Origin of the sequence: Burkholderia sp. JPY481 (assembly GCF_038900515.1) — a bacterium.
In the GTDB taxonomy this organism is placed as follows: domain Bacteria; phylum Pseudomonadota; class Gammaproteobacteria; order Burkholderiales; family Burkholderiaceae; genus Paraburkholderia; species Paraburkholderia youngii.
The window spans coordinates 176207-196277 of record NZ_JAYMRT010000002.1 but is presented as its reverse complement, the minus strand read 5'-3'; the positions used below and the strand labels follow the sequence as shown (position 1 = coordinate 196277).

The following is a 20071-nucleotide window of genomic DNA, read 5'->3' as shown; positions in this document are numbered from 1 at the left end:
GCAATGTGTAACTCGCCGTGCGCTTTTTTATGCTCTCTGCAACCGAGATCGCGTTGCTGGCCACCGGCATCATCGTGGTACTGGTGACGCCCGGCCCCACCAACACGCTACTGGCGGCGGCCGGTTTGCGCGCCGGTTTGCGCCGCGCGCTGCCGCTGATCGCCGCCGAACTGGCGGGCTATCTGGTGTCGATCTCCGCGTGGGGGCGCTTCTTCGCGCACGCGGCGCAAGCGTGGCCGTGGCTGCCGTCGCTGCTGCGCGTGGCCGCGAGCGTGTATATCGCGTGGCTTGCGCTCCATATGTGGCGCGCGGCGGTGGCACTGCCGGGCTCGACGCAACGCGCTGGCAACGTGCGCGCGCTGTTCGTCGCGACCTTGCTCAATCCGAAAGGGCTGCTGTTCGGCGGCACGATCTTTCCGGCCGCCGCGTTCATGCATCTGCCCGCTTATCTGCTCGCGATGGGGATGTTCGCGTGCGTTGCCGCGCCGATCGCGCTCGCGTGGATCGCGTTCGGCGCCGCACTCGGTAGCGGCCGGCTCCGCTGGCTCGAACCGGCGAAGGTGCAGCGCGGCGCGTCGATCGTGCTCGGCGTGTTTTCAGTGTCGCTCGCGTGGGCCGCGTTGCACTGAAGACGGATGCGGCAAAGACGATGCGCTAAAGACCGCATCGAGACTCACGCACCGAGCGGCATCTCTTCCCCGCTCATCTGCGCCAGCAGCTGGTGAATCTGCGCGACAACGGCCGCGCCTTCGCCGACCGCCGCGGCCACGCGTTTCGTCGACCCGGCGCGCGCATCGCCGATCGCATAGACCCCTTCGACCGTAGTCCCGAGATCGCACGCGGTGGCCGAGCCGTCCGCGCTGATGCCCGTCAGCACGAAGCCTTTCGCGTCGAGCTGCACGCCGCAGGTGCGCAGCCATTCGGTGTTCGGGTCCGCGCCGGTGAAGAGGAACAGATGCCGCGTGTCGAAGTGATCGACGCCGTCGGGCAGCGGCCGCTTCAGCGTGACCGACACGAGCCCGTCCTCATCGCCTTCGAGCCGGCCGACTTCCGAACCCGGATGCACGAACACGTTCGGCAGCGAGCGGATGCGGTCGATCAGATAGCGCGACATCGTCGCCTCGAAACCGCTGCGGCGGATCAGCACGTGAACCTTGGCCGCGTGCGTCGCCAGATAGACGATCGCCTGGCCGGCCGAATTGCCGCCGCCCACCAGTACGACCTCCTGGCGCTTGCACAGCTTCGCCTCGACCGGCGACGCCCAGTAGTAGACGCCGCGTCCGTCGAAGCGCTCGAGCCCGTCGAGCGCCGGGCGCCGGTACACGGCGCCGCTCGCGATCACGATCGTCCGCGCGCTGATGTGGCCGCCGCATTTCGTTTCGAGCCGATAAGGCGACTGCCCGCAATGCAGCGCCTGCACGCTGACCGGAATTGCAACGTGCGCGCCGAACTTCTGCGCCTGCACGAACGCGCGGCCGGCAAGCGCCTGGCCCGAGATGCCGGTCGGAAAGCCGAGGTAGTTTTCGATGCGCGAGCTCGCGCCCGCCTGGCCGCCCGGCGCGCGGCTGTCGAGCACGATCACCGACAGCCCTTCGGAGGCTGCGTACACCGCTGCGGCAAGTCCGGCCGGTCCCGCGCCGACGATCGCGACGTCGTACACGTAGGTGTCGTCGAGATCGGGCAGCAGACCTAAGCGCGTGGCAAGCTCCGGCATGCTCGGATGACGCAGCACCGTGCCGTCCGGGCAGATCACGAGCGGCAGGTCCTCGCGCTGCGCGGCGAACTGCTCGATCAGCCGCAGCGCGTCTTCGTCGCGTTCGTCGATCACCGAATGCGGATGGCCGTTGCGCGACAGAAAGCCTTGCAACATCACGAGCCGCGGGTCATTGCTGTTGCCGACGAGGATCGGCCCGCCCGCGCCCTTTTCGATCAGCGACACGCGCCGCAGAATCAGCGCGCGCATGATGCGCTCGCCGAGTTCCGCTTCGGCGACGATCAGCGCGCGCAGCCGGTCGGGCGGAATCAGCAGCGCTTCGACGGCGCTGGTCGCGAGGCCGTTCACCAGCGAGGGCTTGCCCGACAGCTGCCCGACCTCGGCCAGGAAATGCCCGGCGCCGCGCTCGCTGATCACGTGCTCGCGGCCGATGCCGTCACGCTGATAGACCTTCACGCGTCCTTCGAGCACCACGAACATGCCGGGGCCGGTGCGGCCGGTCTCGAACAGCAACTCGCCGGACTTCCAGCGACCGATCTCGCCGAAGCGGCGCAGCCTGTCGATCTCGGCGCAAGTGAGCTCCGGAAACATCTGATGCAAACGCGTCGACAGCGACGAAAACGGCGCGTCGGCGACGACTCCCTGCTGTCCTTCCACCTCTTGAGTCGAAACGTCCTGAGTCGAAAGCATTGAACCGCTCCTTCGATGTTCATCGCACGATTGAACGCAAGGCAACGCAATGCGCGCTCGCATGGCCGGACGAGCCGTGCCGCGCGCGCAGACGGACGATGCCGTCGCGAATTCCAGCTAGACGGCTTTGGGCGCGATATCGTCGACCGTGACTTCGGGCGGCGGCATTTCGGGCAGCGAGTCCACCGGCTTGCCCGAGTCGCGCCAGGCTTCCATGCCGCCGCGCAGCGGCAGCACGTCGGAGAAACCGGCTTCGGTGAGCTGCTTGGCCATCCATGCCGCGGAAATCTCGTTCGGGCAGGAGCAGTAGATCACGAGCTTCTGATCGCGTGGATAGCTGGCGACGATGCCGTCGAGTTGCCGTTCGTCGGCGAATTGCGCGCCTGGAATCACGAACGGATCGAGCTTGCGCTTCTCCTGCGAACGGATGTCGAACACGACCGGCGCCTGATTAGCCTTGTACAGCTTCGCGAGTTCGTCGACCTCGATGCGCGCGGACGCGAGCTTCGCGATCAACTGACGGCGGCGGATCCACCGGTACGCCGCGTACAGCGCCAGCAACGCGACGACGACTACCGCCGCCGTGCGCCCAAGCCGCCCGGCGATCGCGAACAGCATATCGATCTGCCGCGCGAACAACGCACCGAGGATCAGCCCGGTGCCGGACCACAGCGCGGCGCCGACGCCGTCGTAGGTGAGGAAGGTGCGGTAGCGCGTGCCCATCGCGCCGGCCATCGGGATCGATACGATCGACAGCCCCGGCACAAATTTCGCGACCGCGAGCACGCGCACGCCCCAGCGGCCGAAGAAGCGCTCGGTCTTTTTCACGCAGGTGTCGCGCGACAGCGACAGCCGGCAGATCGTCTTCAGCGTATTACCGCCGTAGATGCGGCCCGCGACGTACCACACGCTGTCGCCGATCAGCGTCGCGAAGATCGACAGCACGAGGACCGGCAGCAACTGCGAGCCGACGGAGCCGGGGTGCATCGCGGCCATCGCGCCGAACAGCACAAGCGACGGCATGGCGGGCACCGGCAGCCCGAGCGCGGCGGCCAGCACATTTGCGAAAACGAGCGCAGGTCCATATTGCGCGACGAGGTCATGTAGCATCGGTTTAACATCCGCGGCCCTTGCGGGCGCAGCGCGGTAAGGAACGCAAAGGGGAATGCAAGGATTATGGACGTATTTTCAAGACGTGCAACCGACCTGGAAATCGGCCCGTGTTCTGGCTGCGATCAGGCCTGCATATATGGTCGCATGTCCCGCTACACAAGCATGGCGACCGCTTGTGACAAGTGATTGAAGGCCGGGTAAGCATGCTCAACGAGACGCGCGAAAGCGCTTGCAAAAACCCGTAGGAAAGCGGGGATTGGCGGTTCGAGCGGAACAAACGGAAGCAAGGCGGCGCGCGCGGGCGCGCCCAATGCGAACAATTCTGCGCTGACGCGTCGAAGCGCGACGCCATCGGCGCAGGGAGACTGACGAGTCACGCGACGGTAATTCGCCGCGCGCCTGCTTCACTGACGATGGTTGTGCTGTTCGCCCGGCAACTCGGCGCCATGCGCGCGGATCGCGGCGATCAGCTCCGCGGGCGTGATTTCGTAGCGCACTTCACGATGTATGCCCGGCTTGCGCTCATCGACCTCGATCAGCAGGATGCCTTTGCCGTCTTCGGTCGATTCGAGGCGCAGCGAGCGGAGTTCGCGCGCCGTTGCGTCGTCGTATTCGGTGAGCAGGGCCATTGACCCGGAGGACCCGGTAATGCGCATCGAAGTTGTCCTTGTTGCGTTGGTGATGGAACCATTGTACGGGGCGGATGGCGTGCCGTCTGCCGCCTCGTCGTGCCGTGTTGCGTCTGCCTTTGTCTCTATCTCGCCCCGGTTTTAGCGCATTCGCGATTGCGGAGCGAGCAACCAGTTTAACGCGACTCCTCGTTGCGACGGCTGCATTTTTCATGCCCCTCGGCGGCGCGGCTTGGGTTCGGCTCTTGTCATGCGGGTGACGCGGGCGCGGGCTAGGCGGCGTCCGGCGACACTCTCGCTGTGGTTGGCGTCGCTCCCGGATTTCCTCACCTTTCGCGCACGAATCGCGCGCTGAAAAAAATAGCCCGTCCGGATAGGGACGGGCCGTTAAACGCCGTTGTTACTCGGGTCAGCCTGCCCTTGCAACATTGGGCGCTGACGACTCCATCCTCGTGCTTCGTCGGCGGGCTGTCGAGGTGGGACTAATGCGGATCTATCAGATCAAAGTGCTGGTTTCCGATTCGACGTTCACACGAGGCCGGTCGTGTAATACACCAGGATTACGAAGAACACCGCGAGAGTCTTGATCACCGTGACCGCGAAGATGTCGCGATACGACTGCCGGTGCGTGAGACCCGTCACCGCGAGCAGCGTAATCACCGCGCCGTTGTGCGGCAGCGTATCCATGCCGCCGCTCGCCATCGCGACCACCCGATGCAGCACTTCGAGCGGAATATTCGCGGCCTGCGCGCCCTTGATGAACGTATCGGACATCGCGGCGAGCGCAATGCTCATACCGCCCGATGCCGAACCCGTGATACCCGCCAGCGTGCTGACCGACACCGCCGCGTTGACGAGCGGATTCGGAATGCTTTTCAGCGCATTGCTGACGACGAGAAAGCCCGGCAGCGCCGCGATCACACCGCCGAAGCCGTATTCCGACGCGGTATTGAGCGACGCCAGCAGCGCGCCCGCCACCGCTGCCTTGGTGCCGACCGCAAAGCGGTGGCTCACCCGGCCGAACGCCGTCACGATGACCATGATGATGCCGAGCAGCAGCGCGCCCAGCACGGCCCAAATCCCCACCAGAGCCTTTACGCTCGTTTCGACCGGTGCATGCAGGCCCGGCAGGATCTCCGGCGTGACCGTGAAGGACGGGCCGTACCAGGTCGGAATCCAGCGCGTCAGGAAGAAGTTCGCGACGCCGACCACGATGAGCGGCGCGATCGCCAGCAGCGGATGCGGCAGCTCTTTCGATTCGACGCGCTCCGGCTCGTTGACGAGTTCGGTGCCGTAACCCTCGCCGGTCGCCATCGCGCTGCGGCGGCGCCATTCCAGATACGTCAGACCGACCACGATGATGAACAGCGAGCCGATCACGCCGAGCGTCGGCGCGGCCCACGAGGTGGTCTTGAAGAACGTCGTCGGGATGATGTTCTGGATCTGCGGCGTACCCGGAAGCGAGTCCATCGTGAATGAGAACGCGCCGAGCGCGATCGCACCGGGCATCAGCCGCTTCGGAATATTGCTCTGGCGATACAGCTCGGCCGCGAACGGATAGACCGCGAACACGACGACGAACAGCGATACGCCGCCGTAGGTGAGCAGCGCGCACACCGCGACGATCACCGCGTTCGCGCGCGAGCGGCCGATATAGCGGATTGCGGCCGCGACGATCGACTCGGAGAAGCCCGACAGCTCGATCACCTTGCCGAACACGGCGCCGAGCAGAAACACCGGAAAATACAGCTTCACGAAGCCGACCATCTTGTCCATGAAGATGCTCGTGAAGACCGGCGCGACGGCGGCGGGCTCGGTGAGCAGGACGGCGGCGAGCGCCGCGATCGGCGCGAACAGGATTACGCTGTAGCCGCGATACGCGGCCAACATCAGAAACGCCAGCGCGGCGATAACGATGAGAAAGGTCATTGAGTCTCCATAGCCTGGTTGTTCTACCTTTTTTGCCGTCCTGATCGAGCGACGGCGCGGCGCGGTCGAAATGCAGATTCCATGCCATGCCCGGCGTTTGTCCGCTGAAGCGCTGTGGCGCCTGGCGCGGGCGTGCAGCGGTGGCCCAAGGCATCGTGGGCGGATTGTACCCGGGTGTCTCCGAAACGGGACTCCAATCCGATCAAGATCACCGGAAACCAGGGTAAGTCACGATGCATAAGGCCTGTCGCCTGTCTCTATTTGGAGATAAATTTGTCTAGCAATTGAGATCGATTGCAAGCAAAACGATAAGCGGAGACAACGACAGCATGATGACCGACTGGACGGGCCTGCCCGCCACCTACGACGACGTGCTTCGTCGGGCGATGGAATCGCTGTTTCGCACGTTCGAAAACTTCAGTGAAGGCACCTTCATCGTAGACGGGCAAGCGCGCGTTGTCTGGATCAATAAACGGTATGCGGCGCGCTTCGGCTTTTCGGACCCGCAACAGGCGATCGGCCGCGATTGCGAAGCGGTGATCCCGAACAGTCTGATGCGCGAGGTCGTCAACACCGGCAAGCCGATCCTGCTCGACATCATGGAGACGGATCGCGAGCCGCTCGTCGTCACGCGTCTGCCGCTGAAGGACGATGCCGGCGCGACGATCGGCGCGGTCGGCTTCGCGCTGTTCGACGAGCTGAAAGCGCTGTCGCCGCTGTTTTCACAGTACTCGCGGCTGCAGCAGGAGCTGATCGCGACCCGCCAGTCGCTCGCGCAGGCGCGCCGCGCGCGCTATACGTTCGGCAGCTTCGTCGGCACGAGCCCGGCGTCGCTCGAAGTGAAGCGCCAGGCGCGGCGCGCGGCGCAACTCGAAGCGCCGGTGCTGCTGCTCGGCGAAACCGGCACCGGCAAGGAACTGCTCGCGCATGCGATTCACGGCGGCTCGGCGCGCGCGCATAAGCCGCTCGTCAGCGTCAACGTCGCCGCGATTCCCGACACGCTGCTCGAAGTCGAATTCTTCGGCGCCGCGCCCGGCGCATATACCGGTGCGGATCGCAAGGGGCGGGTCGGCAAGTTCGAGCTCGCCAACGGCGGCACGCTGTTTCTCGACGAGATCGGCGACATGCCGCTGCCATTGCAGGGCAAGCTGCTGCGCGTGCTGCAGGACAAGGAGTTCGAGCCGCTCGGCTCGAACCGCGTCGTGAGCGCGGATGTGCGGATCATCGCGGCGACCTCGGCCGATCTGCCCGCGCTCGTCGCGGCCGGACGTTTTCGCGCGGACCTTTACTACCGGCTCAACGTGCTGACGATTCTTGCGCCCGCGCTGCGCGAGCGTCCGTCCGACATTGAGGCGCTCGCCTACGCGATGCTCGAGGATCTGGCCGCGCAGGCAGGCGGCGGCAGCCACTTCGAATTGCACGACGACGCGTTGCGTCTGCTGTGCGCGTACGACTGGCCCGGCAACGTGCGCGAGCTGCGCAACACGTTGGAGCGCGCGGTGATGCTGTCCGACAGCGAACGCATCGATGCGCGCGTGCTTGCGCCGTTCATCGGCTCGGGGCAGGGCGGCGCAGCGGCGCCGGCGCGGACCCCGTCTGTCGCGGCCGCCGGCGTGGAAGCTGCGGCCACCGCCGAACCCACTTCGTGGAGCGACGCGATGGCCGCGTTCGAAAAGCGCTTTCTGTGCGACGCGTTGCGCGCGAACGGCGGCCGCGTCATCGACACTGCGAAACAGATCGGCATGGGCCGCGCGACGCTGTACAAGAAGATCGCCGCGCACGGCATCGACGTTTGACGCGCCGCACCTGCCCGGCCGCGCGGCACGAACTGACGCAGCACGAAGGCAGCGTGGCACAATCGCGAGATCGAAAAACAAGACGTGACCGGGGTCTCCATGAAACGCCTTTTCTTCTTCGCGCGCCGCTCGAGCGTCATGCTGGCCGTGGGCGCGATCGTCGCGCTTGGCGGGTGTAGCAGCAGCGCGCCGCTGTTCCTCCCGGACGGCCGCTCAACCACGCTGGTGCAATGCCCGGTGGGTTCCGACTCGTGCTCGCAACAGGCGGCCGCCAGTTGCAATGGCGCGTTCGACGTCGTGCGGCAGTCGAGCCAGAGCGGCACGTTGAGCCTGATCTACGCGTGCCGCGCGGCCGCGAAGTAAGCACCGGAAGCCGTGCCGGTACAACACCGGCGAGCGCGGCAGTTCGATTCGGAGGCGGCATCGGTTTTTTCACCCGTTCCCGGTAATTTCCTGCCAAGTCCCGATACGCTCGCGGTTACCACATGGTTGTCATAAATTGATGCGCCTAATGTGCGTCCGATCCACGATTGGCATGCGAATTGGGTTAAGTAAGCCGCGCGCGGCATTTTTACAACGTCGAGTCGCCGCACACCGATTATCCTTTGCGGCCCGATCACCATTTATCTTTAGCGTCGGGGTGTCCAACGAAGTTCAGTGCGGCAGGCAACGGAACGTGAAATTTGACAGCAGTATTCTTTTTAAACCGTTGGGAATTTAACCCCGGCGAGAAGAAACTGCCGGTTTTTTCCGGCGCAGAAAACGAAAAGGAAGATTTTCCCGCTACTGGCGGGCATTAGTTCGGGTCGCGCGGGCCAACGCGACTTATGCTTTCGATTTTTTTGCTTCAACACTAATTCAATAGAATCCGGGGAAAGCAATGAATCATCAGCAACTCGAAAAAGATATCGAGCATCTCGAACAGATCATTTCCCATATTTCCGCAGAAGACCGCATTCCGTTGTCTTATTGGCGAAACCGCCTCCAGCACGTTTCCGGCGCGGTTATCGTGCCGGCGCAGGCAACCCGCGTCAAACGCCTCGATGCCGCGCTTTGCGCATTGGAAAAACGGCAGAAAGCCTGAGTGTCGTCACTGAGTCCGCCAATCGGAATCGGCAATCAGGAAAGCCGTCGTGTGCGCTTTCACCGGACCAGCTATATCTTTCGGTTGATCGCCAAAGTGATATGGGCGCATGCACGCTTTCTTATTACCGACACAGGACGAACATGCAGATAGCAGGGCTTGCCGCGACCCGGCTCGCGAAGTTGACCACCACGCTGCAGGGCTACGTGGAGCGCGGCGAAGTGGCGGGGGTGGTGTCGCTCGTATGGCGGCGCGGCGAAATTGGCTACTTCGAACCGATAGGCCTACGCGACGAAGCCGCGCAATTGCCGATGGAGCGGGACACGCTGTTTCGCATCGCGTCGATGACCAAGCCGGTGACGAGTGCCGCGATCATGATGCTGATCGAGGAAGACCGCCTCGCGCTCGATGCGCCCGTTTCGCAGTGGCTGCCCGAGCTTGCGGCGCCGCGCGTGCTGCGTGATCCGACCGGACCGCTCGACCAGACCGATCCGATTCGCGCGCCGATTACGGTGCTCGACCTGCTCACGCATCGCGCGGGCTTCGCGTATCACTTCACGGCGACGGGGCACCTCGCCGAAGCCTATGCTGCCGCGTTCAACGGCTTCGAGGCGAGCGGCGGCAACAGCGCGTGGCTCGCGCGCATCGCCGCACTGCCGCTGATGTTCCAGCCCGGCTCGCGCTGGCACTACGGCGTGGCGACCGACGTGCTCGGCGTGCTGATCGAACGCGTGAGCGGCATGCCGCTCGGCGAGTTTTTCCGCACGCGCATTTTCGAGCCGCTCGGCATGCGCGACACCGCGTTCTGGGTGCCCGACACGCAGCTTGCGCGCCTCGCCACCGCGTACAACATCGATCCCGGCACGCGGCGTTGCGTGGTCGAGGATCATGCGGCCGCGAGCCGCTGGGCCAATCCGCGGCGCTTTCAGAGCGGCGGCGGCGGGTTGGTCTCGACCGCCCTGGACTACCTGCAATTCGCGCAACTGCTGCTCGGGCGCGGCCGCGTCGGCGATACGCGGCTGCTGTCGCATCGCTCGGTCGATCTGATGCGCAGCAATTTCCTGAGCCGCGATCAGCGCCGCCTGCCTGCCTTCGGTCACGTGATCTGGGCGGGGCAGGGTTTCGGCCTCGGCCTGTCGATCGTCGATGATCCGGCGCAGCAATTGCCGCTCGGCTATCGCTCGCTCGGCTCGTTCGGTTGGCCCGGCGCGTACGGCACGAGCTGGTTCGCCGATCCGGTCGAAAACATGATCGGCCTGATGCTGATCCAGCGCCGCTCGATCGACCCGTTCCCGATGGCCATCGACTTCGAACGCCGCGTCTACGATGCGATCGACGATTGAGCGCGGCCGCCGCGCCTGCGCTCGGCCGCGTGATTCACTATCCTGTGATTTATTCGTCTGATAGTGTCCGCCAACCATTCATCGCAATTCATCGCAGTGCGTCTAACCGAGGGGGGAACACCGGCATGGCCTCTTACAAACAGTTGACTGCGCAACTCGAAAAACTCCACAAGGAAGTCGCAGCCGCGCGCGACAAAGAAGTCGCGCAAGCTATCGCCGATATCAAGCAGAAGATTGCCGAATACGACCTGACTGCCGAAGAACTCGGCTTCACGAGCGCCGCAGCGAAGCCGCGCCGCAAGTCGTCGGCGACGGCGATCGCCAAGTACCGCAATCCGAAGACCGGCGAAACCTGGAGCGGCCGTGGACGCTCGCCGGGCTGGCTCGTCGGCAAGAATCGCGAGCGGTTTCTGATCGAAGGTTGAACTCCGCCTTGGATGCCGATGCGTCCGTGTTCTCTGAAGTGATGCGTCGCTTGATTGTTTCCGCACCGCTGCGGAGGTCCCGAAAACGCTCACCTTTGCGTGACGCCTGAACGTGTACAGCGAAATTCACCGATGCGTCCGGAGCTAGCGGGATGCTTCGGTGAGCCAGGCTTTGACGCGCAACGCACCGCCGCGGGTGCGAATCGCCGTGGTGTCGCGCCGCCGCGCATCGCTTGTCGCAAACCCGCGCCAGCCTTTGCTGGCGGGCGTTTCCAGGCGTCGAGCCGGAGCCTGTTCGTAGCGTTGCGACGCTTTACCGCGGTTTTCCCGCACATCGCGGTCGTGGTGCGTGCGCCGTGGCAGGTGCGCGCATGCGCTTCGCGATCCTCACCTTTGACCGCGAATCGATATTCGCCGCCGCAAGTCCCGAAAACGCTCACCTTTGGCCGCGAGCATGCGCGGCGCGCGGACGCTCGCGCCGTCGCCCGTCCGGCGCCGCAGCCCTTCCCCCCGGCCGTCGCGCCAGACGTGTATCATTCGCACCTTGCGCCGTTTTTGCGCCAGCGATTCCCGCATTGTCGAACCAGCGCCGGCCGATTCCGGCCCGCGCCCGACTCCCGCAGCTCGACGCCGCCGCGCCACGCGCGGCATACCGGCCGCCCAAAGCCGCCGGGAACCGCCCGAACCCCTTTCCGTGACCGCCAGACCCGATGTCAGTCTCCGAACTCAAACGCCGCCGCACGTTCGCGGTCATTTCCCACCCGGACGCGGGTAAAACCACGCTCACCGAAAAGCTGCTGCTGTTCTCGGGCGCGATCCAGATCGCCGGTACGGTGAAGGGCCGCAAGAGCAACCGCTATGCGACGTCCGACTGGATGGAAATCGAAAAGCAACGCGGCATTTCGGTCGCGAGCTCGGTGATGCAGTTCGAGTACGGCGATTGCGTGATCAACCTGCTCGACACCCCGGGCCACGAGGACTTTTCCGAGGACACCTACCGCGTGCTGACCGCGGTCGACGCCGCCGTGATGGTGATCGATGGCGCGAACGGCGTCGAAGCGCAGACGCTGAAGCTGCTCGAAGTCTGCCGCAGCCGCAAGACGCCGATCGTCACGTTCATCAACAAGCTCGACCGCGAAGTGCGCGAGCCGCTCGAACTACTCGACGAAATCGAGCAGCACCTCGGCGTGGCGGCGGTGCCGTTCACATGGCCGATCGGCATGGGCAAGGATTTTCAAGGCGTCTACGACGTCCAGCGCGATCAGGTGCGGGTGTTCCGCGCCGGCCAGGATACGGCCGGCGGCGCGGTCGAAACGCTGCAGGCACTGAGCGACGAGGAAGGCGAGCGCCGTTTCGGCCACGCGTGGGTGCGTGCGAAGGAAGAGATCGATCTGATCAGCGGCGCGACGCCCGAATTCGACCGTGAGCAGTTCCTCGCCGGCCAGCAGTCGCCGGTGCTGTTCGGCTCGGCGATCAACAACTTCGGCGTGAAGGAGATTCTCGACGCGCTGGTCGACCTCGCGCCGCCGCCGTCGATGCGCATGACCGTGCAGCGCCCGGTGCAGCCGGAAGAGTCGAAGTTCACCGGCGTCGTGTTCAAGGTGCAGGCGAACATGGACCTCGCGCACCGCGACCGCGTCGCGTTCATCCGCGTGTGCTCGGGGCGTTTCGAGCGCGGCATGGCGGTGAAGGTCACGCGCTCGAACAAGACGTTCCGCGCGAACAACGTGGTCACGTTCCTGTCGCAGCGTCGCGAGACGGTGAGCGAGGCGTATCCGGGCGACATCATCGGTATTCCGAATCACGGTACGCTGAGTCTCGGCGATACGCTGACCGAAGGCGAGCAACTGCAGTTCGTCGGCCTGCCGTTCTTCGCACCGGAAATTTTCCAGACCGTCGAAGTGGTCGATCCGATGCGCGCGAAGCAGCTCGGCGAGGCGCTGAAGCAGCTCGGCGAGGAAGGCGCGATCCAGGTGTTCCGTCCCGAAGCGGGCGGTCTGATGATTCTCGGCGCGGTCGGGCAGCTGCAGTTCGAAGTGGTGTCGCACCGTCTGTCGACTGAATACAAGGTCGACGTGCGGATGGCGCCGGCGCGCTACCGGCTGTCGCGCTGGGTGACCTGCGACGATCCGGCCGAGCTGCGCCGCTTCACCGATGCGTACTCGGCGCGCATCGCGCTCGATGCGTCCGATGCGCCGACCTATCTGGCCTCGCACGTATCGGAGATCGAAGTCGCGCAGAAGGCGTGGCCCAAGATCGTGTTCAACGAGTTGCGCGAGCACTCGGGCGCGCCGTTCCGGAAGGCGATGTAAAGCCGCGAGTCCGCTGGTTTCGAAACTGAAAAGCCGCGTCGTTCGACGCGGCTTTTTCTTTTCCGCCGCAACAACGCCCCGCGCCGGCGCGCGACTTCGCCTATGCTGACGGAACCACCCGCCCGCCGCGAAGCCGGCTCCAATTCCTGTCCAACCGTATGGAGCGCCCGTGACCGTTCGCAACCTCGACGCATTGTTTCGCCCGAAATCCGTCGCCGTGATCGGCGCGTCCGAGCGACCGGGCAGCATCGGCGCGATGGTCTGGGCGCGCGTGCTCGAAGGCGGCTTCGACGGTCCGCTATGGCCCGTCAATCCGAAGCACGCGACGCTCGGCGTCCACCCGGTGATCCACGACGTCAGCGATCTGCCGCAGGCGCCCACCGTCGCGGTGATCTGCACGCCGCCCGCGACGTGGCCCTCGTTGATTCACAAGCTCGGCGGCATGGGCACGCGCGCCGTGATCATCGTCGGCGAGGTGCGCAGCGATGAAGACCGGCTCGCGCTGCGGCACGCGCTGTCGGCGGCGCGGCCGCATCTGTTGCGCATCGTCGGGCCGGGTAGTCTCGGTGTGGTGTCGCCGGCGCTGGGCGCGCATCTGGGCGCGCCGTCCTGCACGGTCAAGGCGGGCGGCGTCGCATGGGTGTCGCAGTCGAATGCGCTGACCAACGCGGTGCTCGGCTGGGCGCGCGCGCGCGGGCTCGGTTTTTCGCATGCGGTGGCGCTCGGGGCGGAGGCCGACGTCGATGCCGGCGACGTGCTGGATTACCTTGCGAGCGACCCCGGCACCCGCGCGATCCTGATCGAACTAGACAGCGTGCGGGCGGCGCGTAAGTTCATGTCGGCCGCGCGCGCGGCGGCGCGCAACAAGCCGGTGCTCGCGCTGCGCTCGGGGCGCGACGATCCCGCCGACGGTCTCTATACAGCGGCGTTCCGGCGCGCGGGCCTCGTGCGCGTCGACGCGCTCGACGATCTACTCGACGAAATCGAAACGCTCGGCGTCGGCCGCGTGGCGGCGGGCGCCACCGCAACGCTGATCACCAGTGACCGCGGTCTCGCGACGCTCGCGCGCGACGCGTTCAGCGCCGCCGGCGGCCTGCTCGCGCCGTGGCCGGCCGCGGCGTCGGACGCGCTGCGCGAGGCGCTGCCGCTCGCGGTCGGCGGCAATCCGCTGCTGCTCGGCGACGGCGCGCGTCCTGAGCACTTCGGCACCGCGCTGAAGCTGCTGGGCGAGCATCGCGAGACCGGCACCGCCGTCGTGGTGCACGCATCGACGCATGGCGCACCCGTCGACGATGTCGCGCAGGCGCTGATCGAGCATCAGCGCTTTGCGTATCGCGGGCTGCTCGCGTGCTTCTTCGGCGGTGTCGATGCGGCGAGGCGCGACGCGCTGCATGCGCAGGGCATCCCGGTGCACACGACGCCGCAGCGGCTCGCGCGCGCGTTCGCCCGGCTGGTCGATTACCGGCTGGGTCGCGAATTGCTGATGCAAACGCCGGAAGGCCTGCCCGCGCAGATTCCCGAGTCGATCGACGCCGCTCAGGCGCAGGCTCGAGAAGCGTTGGCGGCGGGCAAAAGCGAACTCGCCGGGGACGCGGCGGCGCCGTTTCTGACGCGATTCGGGTTGCAGGTCGAGGGCGTGGAAGAAGGGAACGCCGCTGCGCCGTGCGCCGATGCCGACAGCGCGACAAAACCCATCGTCGACGTCGCCGTCGAACTGCACGACGACGACAACTTCGGCCCCGTATTCCGCTTCGCCGCGCCGCCGATCGACGGCGTCTCCAGTGGACTGCACGTGTACGGCCTGCCGCCGCTCAATCCGATGCTCGCGCGCGATATCGTCACGCGTTCGCACTACGCGAGGCTGGTCGCGCCGGAGCCGACGCTCGCCGCGTTGACGGCATTGTCGCAAGCGGTTTGCGACGTGCGCGAGATCGTCGGCCTGTCGTTGAAGCTGAGGGTCTACCGGGACCGCGTGACGGTGGTCGATCCCGTGTTGCGGGTCGGCGGAAAGCGCAGCCGCCTCGCGATCGTGCCGTATCCGCGCCGCTTCGAGGAAACGATCGACTGGCAGGGGATGCGTATAACGGTGCGGCCGATTCGCCCGGAAGACGAAAACGCGCATCGCGAGTTCGTGAACGCGATGACGCCGGAAGACCTGCGGCTGCGTTTTTTTGGCGCGGTCGGCAGTTTCGAGCACTCGCAACTCGCGCGCATGACGCAGATCGATTACGACCGGGAAATGGCGCTGATCGCGACGGTCGACAACGAAGACGGCGTCGCGCAGACGCTCGGCGTGGTGCGCGCGGTGGCCGATCCCGACAACGAGACGGCCGAATTCGCGGTGACCGTGCGCTCGGACCAGAAGGGGCGGCGCCTCGGCCAGTTGCTGATGCAGCGGATCATCGCGTACGCGCGGGCGCGCGATACGCACTGGCTGATCGGTGAAGCGCTGCGCGAGAACACCGCGATGATCGCGCTGGCGAAGGCCAGCGGCTTCACGATCACGCGAACCGAGGACCCCGGCGTGGTCGGCTTCCGGATGGCGCTCGACGAAACCGCGGGGGCGGACCCGAAGTCCGCCGCGCAGAACCAGCCGGGGCGTTGAGCGGCTTACGTTGCGACCCGCTCAACGCACGGTTTCATCGCCTTAAGCCGCCAGCTTCTGCGCCGCCTCATCGACCTGCGCGCGCGTCACCGACAGCTCGTCGAGCCACGCCTGCGCATACACCGCGCCGGTTTCGCGCTCGAGCCGCGCGATCGTCGCCGCGCAGCGGTTCGCGTCCTTCAGCGTCGAAATGAACGATTTCACCGACTCGCCGCCCTTGAACGCGTCGAACAGCGGCACGCGAATTTCATCGGGCAGCGGGCGGGTGGTCCATTGGTACGGCTTGCCGTTGAACGTCAGCGACGGCGGCAGCACGCGCTCCTTGCGCGCGGCCGGAATCAGGCCGTAGGTGCGCGCCGCTTCGCCGATCTGTTCGGGCGAAAACAACTCGTCGGGCGTGATGTCGAATTGCTGGATGAAGGTCTCGATGCTTTGCATCGCGGCGGCGCGGTCGTCGCGGCGCTTCTGCGCGTGAGCGACGATGTCGCGCAGTTCGTCGGCTTCTGCCGCGGTGATCGTGAAGCTCGACTGCTTCTGCTGGAGTTCGGAAAAACGCTGGAATTCGGAATCGGTCAGAAGTTTGGCCATTGCTCAATCGATGCGCGCGCATGAGCCGGTCATGCGGCGTTATTTTGGAAGGGCCGCCATTCTAAACCAAGTGCGCGTGCGTGCCGCCGTGCGAACCGTCGCGGCGCAACTTACCGCGCACCTTGCCAGTCACGCGGCCTGCTCGCGGAACATCGACAGCGCCTGCACCGTGTCGCGCAGCAGGGTGGTGGCCGCTTCGAGCGTCGGCGCGACGTATTCGTCGATCCGCCGCAGATACGGACAGGTGAGCACCGCGATCGCCTGTCCCGACGGCGCGAGGATCGGGAACGTCACGTCGGTGACGCCGAAAGTCTGCTGGCTGTCCTTCTGCCAGAAGCCCGCCGCGCGGATGCGCTCGCAGGCCTCCTCCAGCGCGTCGCGATCGAGCGTCACTTCACCCTTCACCTTGGTGTGCTCGGCAAGCATCTGCTGACGCTGCTCGACGCTCTGGAATGCAAGCATCACGCGCCCCGAGCCGGTGTCGATCAATCCGACCCGCGAGCCGAGCCGCACCGACATGCCCCACGTGCCCGGCCCGTCGACCTGGGCGATCACCAGCAGGTTGCCGCGGTCGTAGACCACCAGGTGGCACGACTGCTCGGCCGCGTCGGCGAAGCGCTGCATTAGCGGCAGCGCTTCGGCGATCAGCCGGTTCATCGGCGGATGACGGTGCGCGAGCGCGAACAGCTTCAGGCTCAGCGAGTAGCGGTCGCCGGCCGCCGAGCGCACCACGTATTGGCGCGCGACGAGGCGTTCGAGCATCCGGTACATCTCGCTCGCATTGCGGCCCAGCTGCCGCGTGATTTCGGCGCGCGTGAGTCCTTCCTTCTGCTCGGACAGCAACTCGAGGATGTCGAGGCCTTTGTCCAGCGCGGGGGCGCGGTAGCGGTCGTCGTCTTTGTCTTCGGCGTCCATCGTGAGGGTCGGGGATCTCGTCCGGAGTTCTTATTATCTGGCGCGCACGCAGCGTTTCGCGAACTGAATGTCTGCTGTCCAGGGAAAACCCCGGGCATAGCGTCGCGCAGTTTTCTTGACTTGGAAAAATTCGGATATGAATAATACGTTCATTGGTGAACAAATGCACCCGTGAGCGGGGCGCGCCTTTTCTGGCTGCGCATTGGGCCCGTCGCATGGTAAAAACACCACAAATAGGGAGACACGCTCATGTCGGCATCGATCGTATCGAAGATCGGGCAACGGCGCCGGATCGGCCGCGGCTCGTTGCAGGTGAGCGGACTAGGGCTCGGCACGGCGCCGCTCGGCGGCCTGTATCGCGACCTGTCCGACGAGGAGGCCCATGCGACCATCGCCGCCGCCTGGGACGCGGGCGTGCGCTACTTCGACACCGCGCCGCACTACGGCAACACCAAGGCCGAGCATCGGCTCGGCGCGGCGTTGCGCCACTATCCGCGCGGCGAATATGTGCTGTCGACCAAGGTCGGCCGCCGCTTCGTACCGCGCACGTCGCCATTCGACGACCGCGAAGGCTGGCAGAATCCGCTGCCGTTCGAAGCGATCTACGACTACACGCACGACGGCATTCTGCGTTCGTTCGAGGACAGCCAGCAGCGGCTCGGCATCGTCGATATCGACATCCTGCTCGTGCATGACATCGGCCGCGTCACGCATGGCGACCAGCATCCGCACCACTGGCGGCAACTGACCGAAGGCGGCGGCTTCCGCGCGCTGGAGCGCCTGCGCTCGACCGGCGCGATCAAGGCGATCGGCCTCGGCGTCAACGAAGGCGCGGTGATTCTCGACGCGATGGCCGAATGCGATATCGATTGCGCGTTGCTCGCGGGGCGTTATACGCTGCTCGAGCAGACCACCCTCGACGACCTGCTGCCCGCCTGCGAGGCGCGCGGCGTCAGCATCCTGCTCGGCGGCGCGTTCAATTCGGGCATTCTGGCGCGCGGCGTCGAAGGCGATCTGAAGTTCAATTACGGCGCGGCGCCGCCCGAGGTGATCGAGCGCGTCGCGCGTCTGGAGGCGGTGTGCCGCGCGCACAATGTGCCGCTCGCCGCCGCCGCGTTGCAGTTTCCGTATGCGCATCCGGCGGTCGCCACGGTGCTGACCGGCGCGCGCAGTGCCGACGAACTGCGCGAGAACGTCGCGTCGTTCGAGCAGCCGATCCCCGCGGCCTTGTGGTCCGCATTGCGCGACGCGGGCCTGCTCGACCCGCGCGCGCCCGCGCCCGAGGACTGAATCGACCATGCCGATCGACGCTCACCAGCACTACTGGGACCCCGCGCGGGGCGACTACGAGTGGCTGACGCCGGAGCTGAAAATCCTCTACCGGCCTTTCGGGCCTGATGATCTGAAGCCGTTGCGCGAACAGGCCGGCATCGAGCGGACCGTGGTCGTGCAGGCCGCACCGACGCTCGACGAAACCCGCTACCTGCTCGACATCGCGCGGCACGAGCCGTCGATCGCGGGCGTGGTCGGCTGGGTGCCGCTGCTGTTGCCGAACGCGCCCGATCTGATCGAGGCGCTCGCGCGCGAGCCGAAGTTCAAGGGTGTGCGGCCGATGCTGCAGGACCTGCCCGACGACGGCTGGATCGCGAACCCCGACCTCATGCCGGCGATCGACGCGCTGATTGCGCACGACCTCGCGTTCGATGCGCTGATCTACGCGCGCCACGTGCAGTACTTCGAGATATTCGCGCAGCGTTTTCCGGCGTTGCGCATGGTGGTCGATCATGGCGCGAAGCCGCCGATCCGCTTCGGCCAGGCGGGCTACGAGGTGTGGCGCGATGCGATTGCGCGGCTCGCCGCATTCCCGCAAGTGCACTGCAAGCTGTCGGGTCTCGCGACCGAGGCGTCGCCCGGCTGGACCGAGGACACGCTGCGGCCCTACGTCGAGCATCTGCTGAACACGTTCGGCCCCGCGCGGCTGATGTGGGGCAGCGACTGGCCCGTGCTCGAACTGAACGGCGACTATCTGCTGTGGCATTCGGTGGCGACCACACTGCTCGCGTCGTTGAGCGACGCCGAGCGCGACGCCGTGTTCGGCGAGAATGCCGCCGCGTTTTACCGGCTTTGATTTCGTTAGCAGCCCATTCAACTGGAGTCGTAGATGACACAAAGACTGGCCGGCAAAACGGCCCTGATCACCGCGGCAGGACAAGGTATCGGTCTCGCCACCGCCGAACTTTTCGCGCGCGAAGGCGCCCGCGTGATCGCCACCGATATCCGCATCGACGGACTCGCCGGCAAGCCGGTCGAGGCGCGCAAGCTCGACGTGCTCGACGGCGCGGCCATCAAGGCGCTTGCCGCGGAAGTCGGCACGATCGACGTGCTGTTCAACTGCGCGGGCTACGTGCATGCAGGCAATATCCTCGAGTGCAGCGAGGAGGACTGGGATTTCGCGTTCGACCTCAACGCGAAGGCGATGTACCGTATGATTCGCGCGTTTTTGCCGGCCATGCTGGAGAAGGGCGGCGGCTCGATCATCAACATGTCATCGGCGGCGTCGAGCGTGAAGGGCGTGCCGAACCGCTTCGCGTACGGTGCGTCGAAAGCCGCGGTGGTCGGGCTGACGAAGTCCGTCGCCGCGGATTTCGTCACGCGTGGTGTACGCTGTAACGCGATTTGCCCCGGCACGGTGTCTTCGCCGTCGCTCGAACAGCGGATCGCCGCGCAGGCGCAGGCGCAGGGCGCGTCCGTCGACGCGGTGCAGGCCGCGTTCATCGCGCGTCAGCCGATGGGCCGCATCGGCAAGCCGGAGGAGATCGCCGCGCTCGCGCTGTATCTCGCCTCCGACGAGTCGTCGTTCACGACGGGCCAGCTCCATGTGATCGACGGCGGATGGTCGAACTGATTCTGATTGATTGACGAACCGAA

Annotated in this window: 17 protein-coding genes; 11 read left to right on the top strand and 6 right to left on the bottom strand. The window is 65.8% G+C overall.

Annotated features, from left to right (window positions below; all coding sequences use genetic code 11):
- The first annotated feature begins 29 nt into the window (after positions 1 to 29).
- Positions 30 to 629, top strand: a complete 600-nt coding sequence (locus VSR82_RS06185) for a LysE family translocator (RefSeq protein WP_429456362.1) — start codon at positions 30 to 32, stop codon at positions 627 to 629.
- 44 nt (positions 630 to 673) lie between these two features.
- Here the strand turns inward: VSR82_RS06185 and VSR82_RS06180 are convergent, their stop codons facing one another.
- The 4 genes from VSR82_RS06180 to VSR82_RS06165 form a co-directional block, all read right to left on the bottom strand.
- Positions 674 to 2404, bottom strand: a complete 1731-nt coding sequence (locus tag VSR82_RS06180) for an FAD-dependent oxidoreductase (RefSeq protein ID WP_498857523.1) — start codon at positions 2402 to 2404, stop codon at positions 674 to 676.
- Positions 2405 to 2521: 117 nt separating this feature from the next.
- Positions 2522 to 3514: a DedA family protein/thiosulfate sulfurtransferase GlpE gene (locus VSR82_RS06175; RefSeq protein ID WP_368583492.1), complete on the bottom strand. Its 993-nt coding sequence runs from the start codon at positions 3512 to 3514 to the stop codon at positions 2522 to 2524.
- Between the two features lie 407 nt (positions 3515 to 3921).
- The gene (locus VSR82_RS06170) at positions 3922 to 4173 is read right to left on the bottom strand and encodes a hypothetical protein (protein WP_008921056.1); all 252 of its coding nucleotides are present in this window, start codon (positions 4171 to 4173) and stop codon (positions 3922 to 3924) included.
- A 501-nt stretch (positions 4174 to 4674) separates the two neighbouring features.
- Positions 4675 to 6075, bottom strand: coding sequence for a GntP family permease (locus VSR82_RS06165; RefSeq protein ID WP_368583493.1), 1401 nt, complete (start codon positions 6073 to 6075; stop codon positions 4675 to 4677).
- A gap of 329 nt (positions 6076 to 6404) precedes the next feature.
- On the opposite strand from VSR82_RS06165, the gene VSR82_RS06160 reads away from it, so the two are divergent.
- The 7 genes from VSR82_RS06160 (at position 6405) to VSR82_RS06130 (ending at position 15640) form a co-directional block, all read left to right on the top strand.
- Positions 6405 to 7871 carry a sigma-54 interaction domain-containing protein gene (locus VSR82_RS06160; RefSeq protein WP_429456365.1) on the top strand — a complete coding sequence of 489 codons (1467 nt, stop codon included), beginning with the start codon at positions 6405 to 6407 and terminating at the stop codon, positions 7869 to 7871.
- 99 nt (positions 7872 to 7970) lie between these two features.
- On the top strand, positions 7971 to 8234 hold the full coding sequence (locus VSR82_RS06155) for a hypothetical protein (RefSeq protein WP_429456367.1): 264 nt from the start codon (positions 7971 to 7973) through the stop codon (positions 8232 to 8234).
- A 517-nt stretch (positions 8235 to 8751) separates the two neighbouring features.
- Positions 8752 to 8955, top strand: coding sequence for a hypothetical protein (locus tag VSR82_RS06150; protein WP_018438439.1), 204 nt, complete (start codon positions 8752 to 8754; stop codon positions 8953 to 8955).
- A gap of 143 nt (positions 8956 to 9098) precedes the next feature.
- Positions 9099 to 10298, top strand: a complete 1200-nt coding sequence (locus tag VSR82_RS06145) for a serine hydrolase domain-containing protein (protein WP_429456369.1) — start codon at positions 9099 to 9101, stop codon at positions 10296 to 10298.
- Between the two features lie 125 nt (positions 10299 to 10423).
- Positions 10424 to 10723 (top strand): H-NS histone family protein, encoded by a 300-nt coding sequence (locus VSR82_RS06140; RefSeq protein WP_429456371.1) that lies wholly within the window; start codon positions 10424 to 10426, stop codon positions 10721 to 10723.
- Positions 10724 to 11433: 710 nt separating this feature from the next.
- The gene (locus VSR82_RS06135) at positions 11434 to 13035 is read left to right on the top strand and encodes a peptide chain release factor 3 (protein WP_429456373.1); all 1602 of its coding nucleotides are present in this window, start codon (positions 11434 to 11436) and stop codon (positions 13033 to 13035) included.
- Positions 13036 to 13204: 169 nt separating this feature from the next.
- Positions 13205 to 15640 carry a bifunctional acetate--CoA ligase family protein/GNAT family N-acetyltransferase gene (locus VSR82_RS06130; RefSeq protein ID WP_429456379.1) on the top strand — a complete coding sequence of 812 codons (2436 nt, stop codon included), beginning with the start codon at positions 13205 to 13207 and terminating at the stop codon, positions 15638 to 15640.
- 42 nt (positions 15641 to 15682) lie between these two features.
- Here the strand turns inward: VSR82_RS06130 and VSR82_RS06125 are convergent, their stop codons facing one another.
- Both VSR82_RS06125 and VSR82_RS06120 read right to left on the bottom strand, forming a co-directional pair.
- Positions 15683 to 16228, bottom strand: a complete 546-nt coding sequence (locus VSR82_RS06125; protein WP_013092899.1) for a hypothetical protein — start codon at positions 16226 to 16228, stop codon at positions 15683 to 15685.
- A 129-nt stretch (positions 16229 to 16357) separates the two neighbouring features.
- Complete coding sequence (locus VSR82_RS06120; protein ID WP_176366385.1) at positions 16358 to 17143, bottom strand: IclR family transcriptional regulator; 786 nt, start codon at positions 17141 to 17143, stop codon at positions 16358 to 16360.
- 249 nt (positions 17144 to 17392) lie between these two features.
- On the opposite strand from VSR82_RS06120, the gene VSR82_RS06115 reads away from it, so the two are divergent.
- From VSR82_RS06115 to VSR82_RS06105, 3 genes are read left to right on the top strand one after another with little or no spacing between them, the layout of a single operon-like run.
- The gene (locus VSR82_RS06115; RefSeq protein ID WP_429456382.1) at positions 17393 to 18433 is read left to right on the top strand and encodes an aldo/keto reductase; all 1041 of its coding nucleotides are present in this window, start codon (positions 17393 to 17395) and stop codon (positions 18431 to 18433) included.
- A 7-nt stretch (positions 18434 to 18440) separates the two neighbouring features.
- The gene (locus tag VSR82_RS06110; RefSeq protein WP_429456384.1) at positions 18441 to 19271 is read left to right on the top strand and encodes an amidohydrolase family protein; all 831 of its coding nucleotides are present in this window, start codon (positions 18441 to 18443) and stop codon (positions 19269 to 19271) included.
- 33 nt (positions 19272 to 19304) lie between these two features.
- On the top strand, positions 19305 to 20048 hold the full coding sequence (locus VSR82_RS06105) for an SDR family oxidoreductase (protein ID WP_368583503.1): 744 nt from the start codon (positions 19305 to 19307) through the stop codon (positions 20046 to 20048).
- The last annotated feature ends 23 nt before the right edge of the window (positions 20049 to 20071 follow it).

Coding starts and splice junctions, on each gene's coding strand:
- VSR82_RS06170 (WP_008921056.1), bottom strand. CDS start 4,173: ATGCGCATTACCGGGTCCTCCGGGTCAATGGCCCTGCTCACCGAATAC.
- VSR82_RS06165 (WP_368583493.1), bottom strand. CDS start 6,075: ATGACCTTTCTCATCGTTATCGCCGCGCTGGCGTTTCTGATGTTGGCC.
- VSR82_RS06140 (WP_429456371.1), top strand. CDS start 10,424: ATGGCCTCTTACAAACAGTTGACTGCGCAACTCGAAAAACTCCACAAG.
- VSR82_RS06110 (WP_429456384.1), top strand. CDS start 18,441: ATGCCGATCGACGCTCACCAGCACTACTGGGACCCCGCGCGGGGCGAC.
- VSR82_RS06155 (WP_429456367.1), top strand. CDS start 7,971: ATGAAACGCCTTTTCTTCTTCGCGCGCCGCTCGAGCGTCATGCTGGCC.
- VSR82_RS06115 (WP_429456382.1), top strand. CDS start 17,393: ATGTCGGCATCGATCGTATCGAAGATCGGGCAACGGCGCCGGATCGGC.
- VSR82_RS06160 (WP_429456365.1), top strand. CDS start 6,405: ATGATGACCGACTGGACGGGCCTGCCCGCCACCTACGACGACGTGCTT.
- VSR82_RS06185 (WP_429456362.1), top strand. CDS start 30: ATGCTCTCTGCAACCGAGATCGCGTTGCTGGCCACCGGCATCATCGTG.
- VSR82_RS06120 (WP_176366385.1), bottom strand. CDS start 17,143: ATGGACGCCGAAGACAAAGACGACGACCGCTACCGCGCCCCCGCGCTG.
- VSR82_RS06135 (WP_429456373.1), top strand. CDS start 11,434: ATGTCAGTCTCCGAACTCAAACGCCGCCGCACGTTCGCGGTCATTTCC.
- VSR82_RS06150 (WP_018438439.1), top strand. CDS start 8,752: ATGAATCATCAGCAACTCGAAAAAGATATCGAGCATCTCGAACAGATC.
- VSR82_RS06105 (WP_368583503.1), top strand. CDS start 19,305: ATGACACAAAGACTGGCCGGCAAAACGGCCCTGATCACCGCGGCAGGA.
- VSR82_RS06175 (WP_368583492.1), bottom strand. CDS start 3,514: ATGCTACATGACCTCGTCGCGCAATATGGACCTGCGCTCGTTTTCGCA.
- VSR82_RS06180 (WP_498857523.1), bottom strand. CDS start 2,404: ATGCTTTCGACTCAGGACGTTTCGACTCAAGAGGTGGAAGGACAGCAG.
- VSR82_RS06145 (WP_429456369.1), top strand. CDS start 9,099: ATGCAGATAGCAGGGCTTGCCGCGACCCGGCTCGCGAAGTTGACCACC.
- VSR82_RS06125 (WP_013092899.1), bottom strand. CDS start 16,228: ATGGCCAAACTTCTGACCGATTCCGAATTCCAGCGTTTTTCCGAACTC.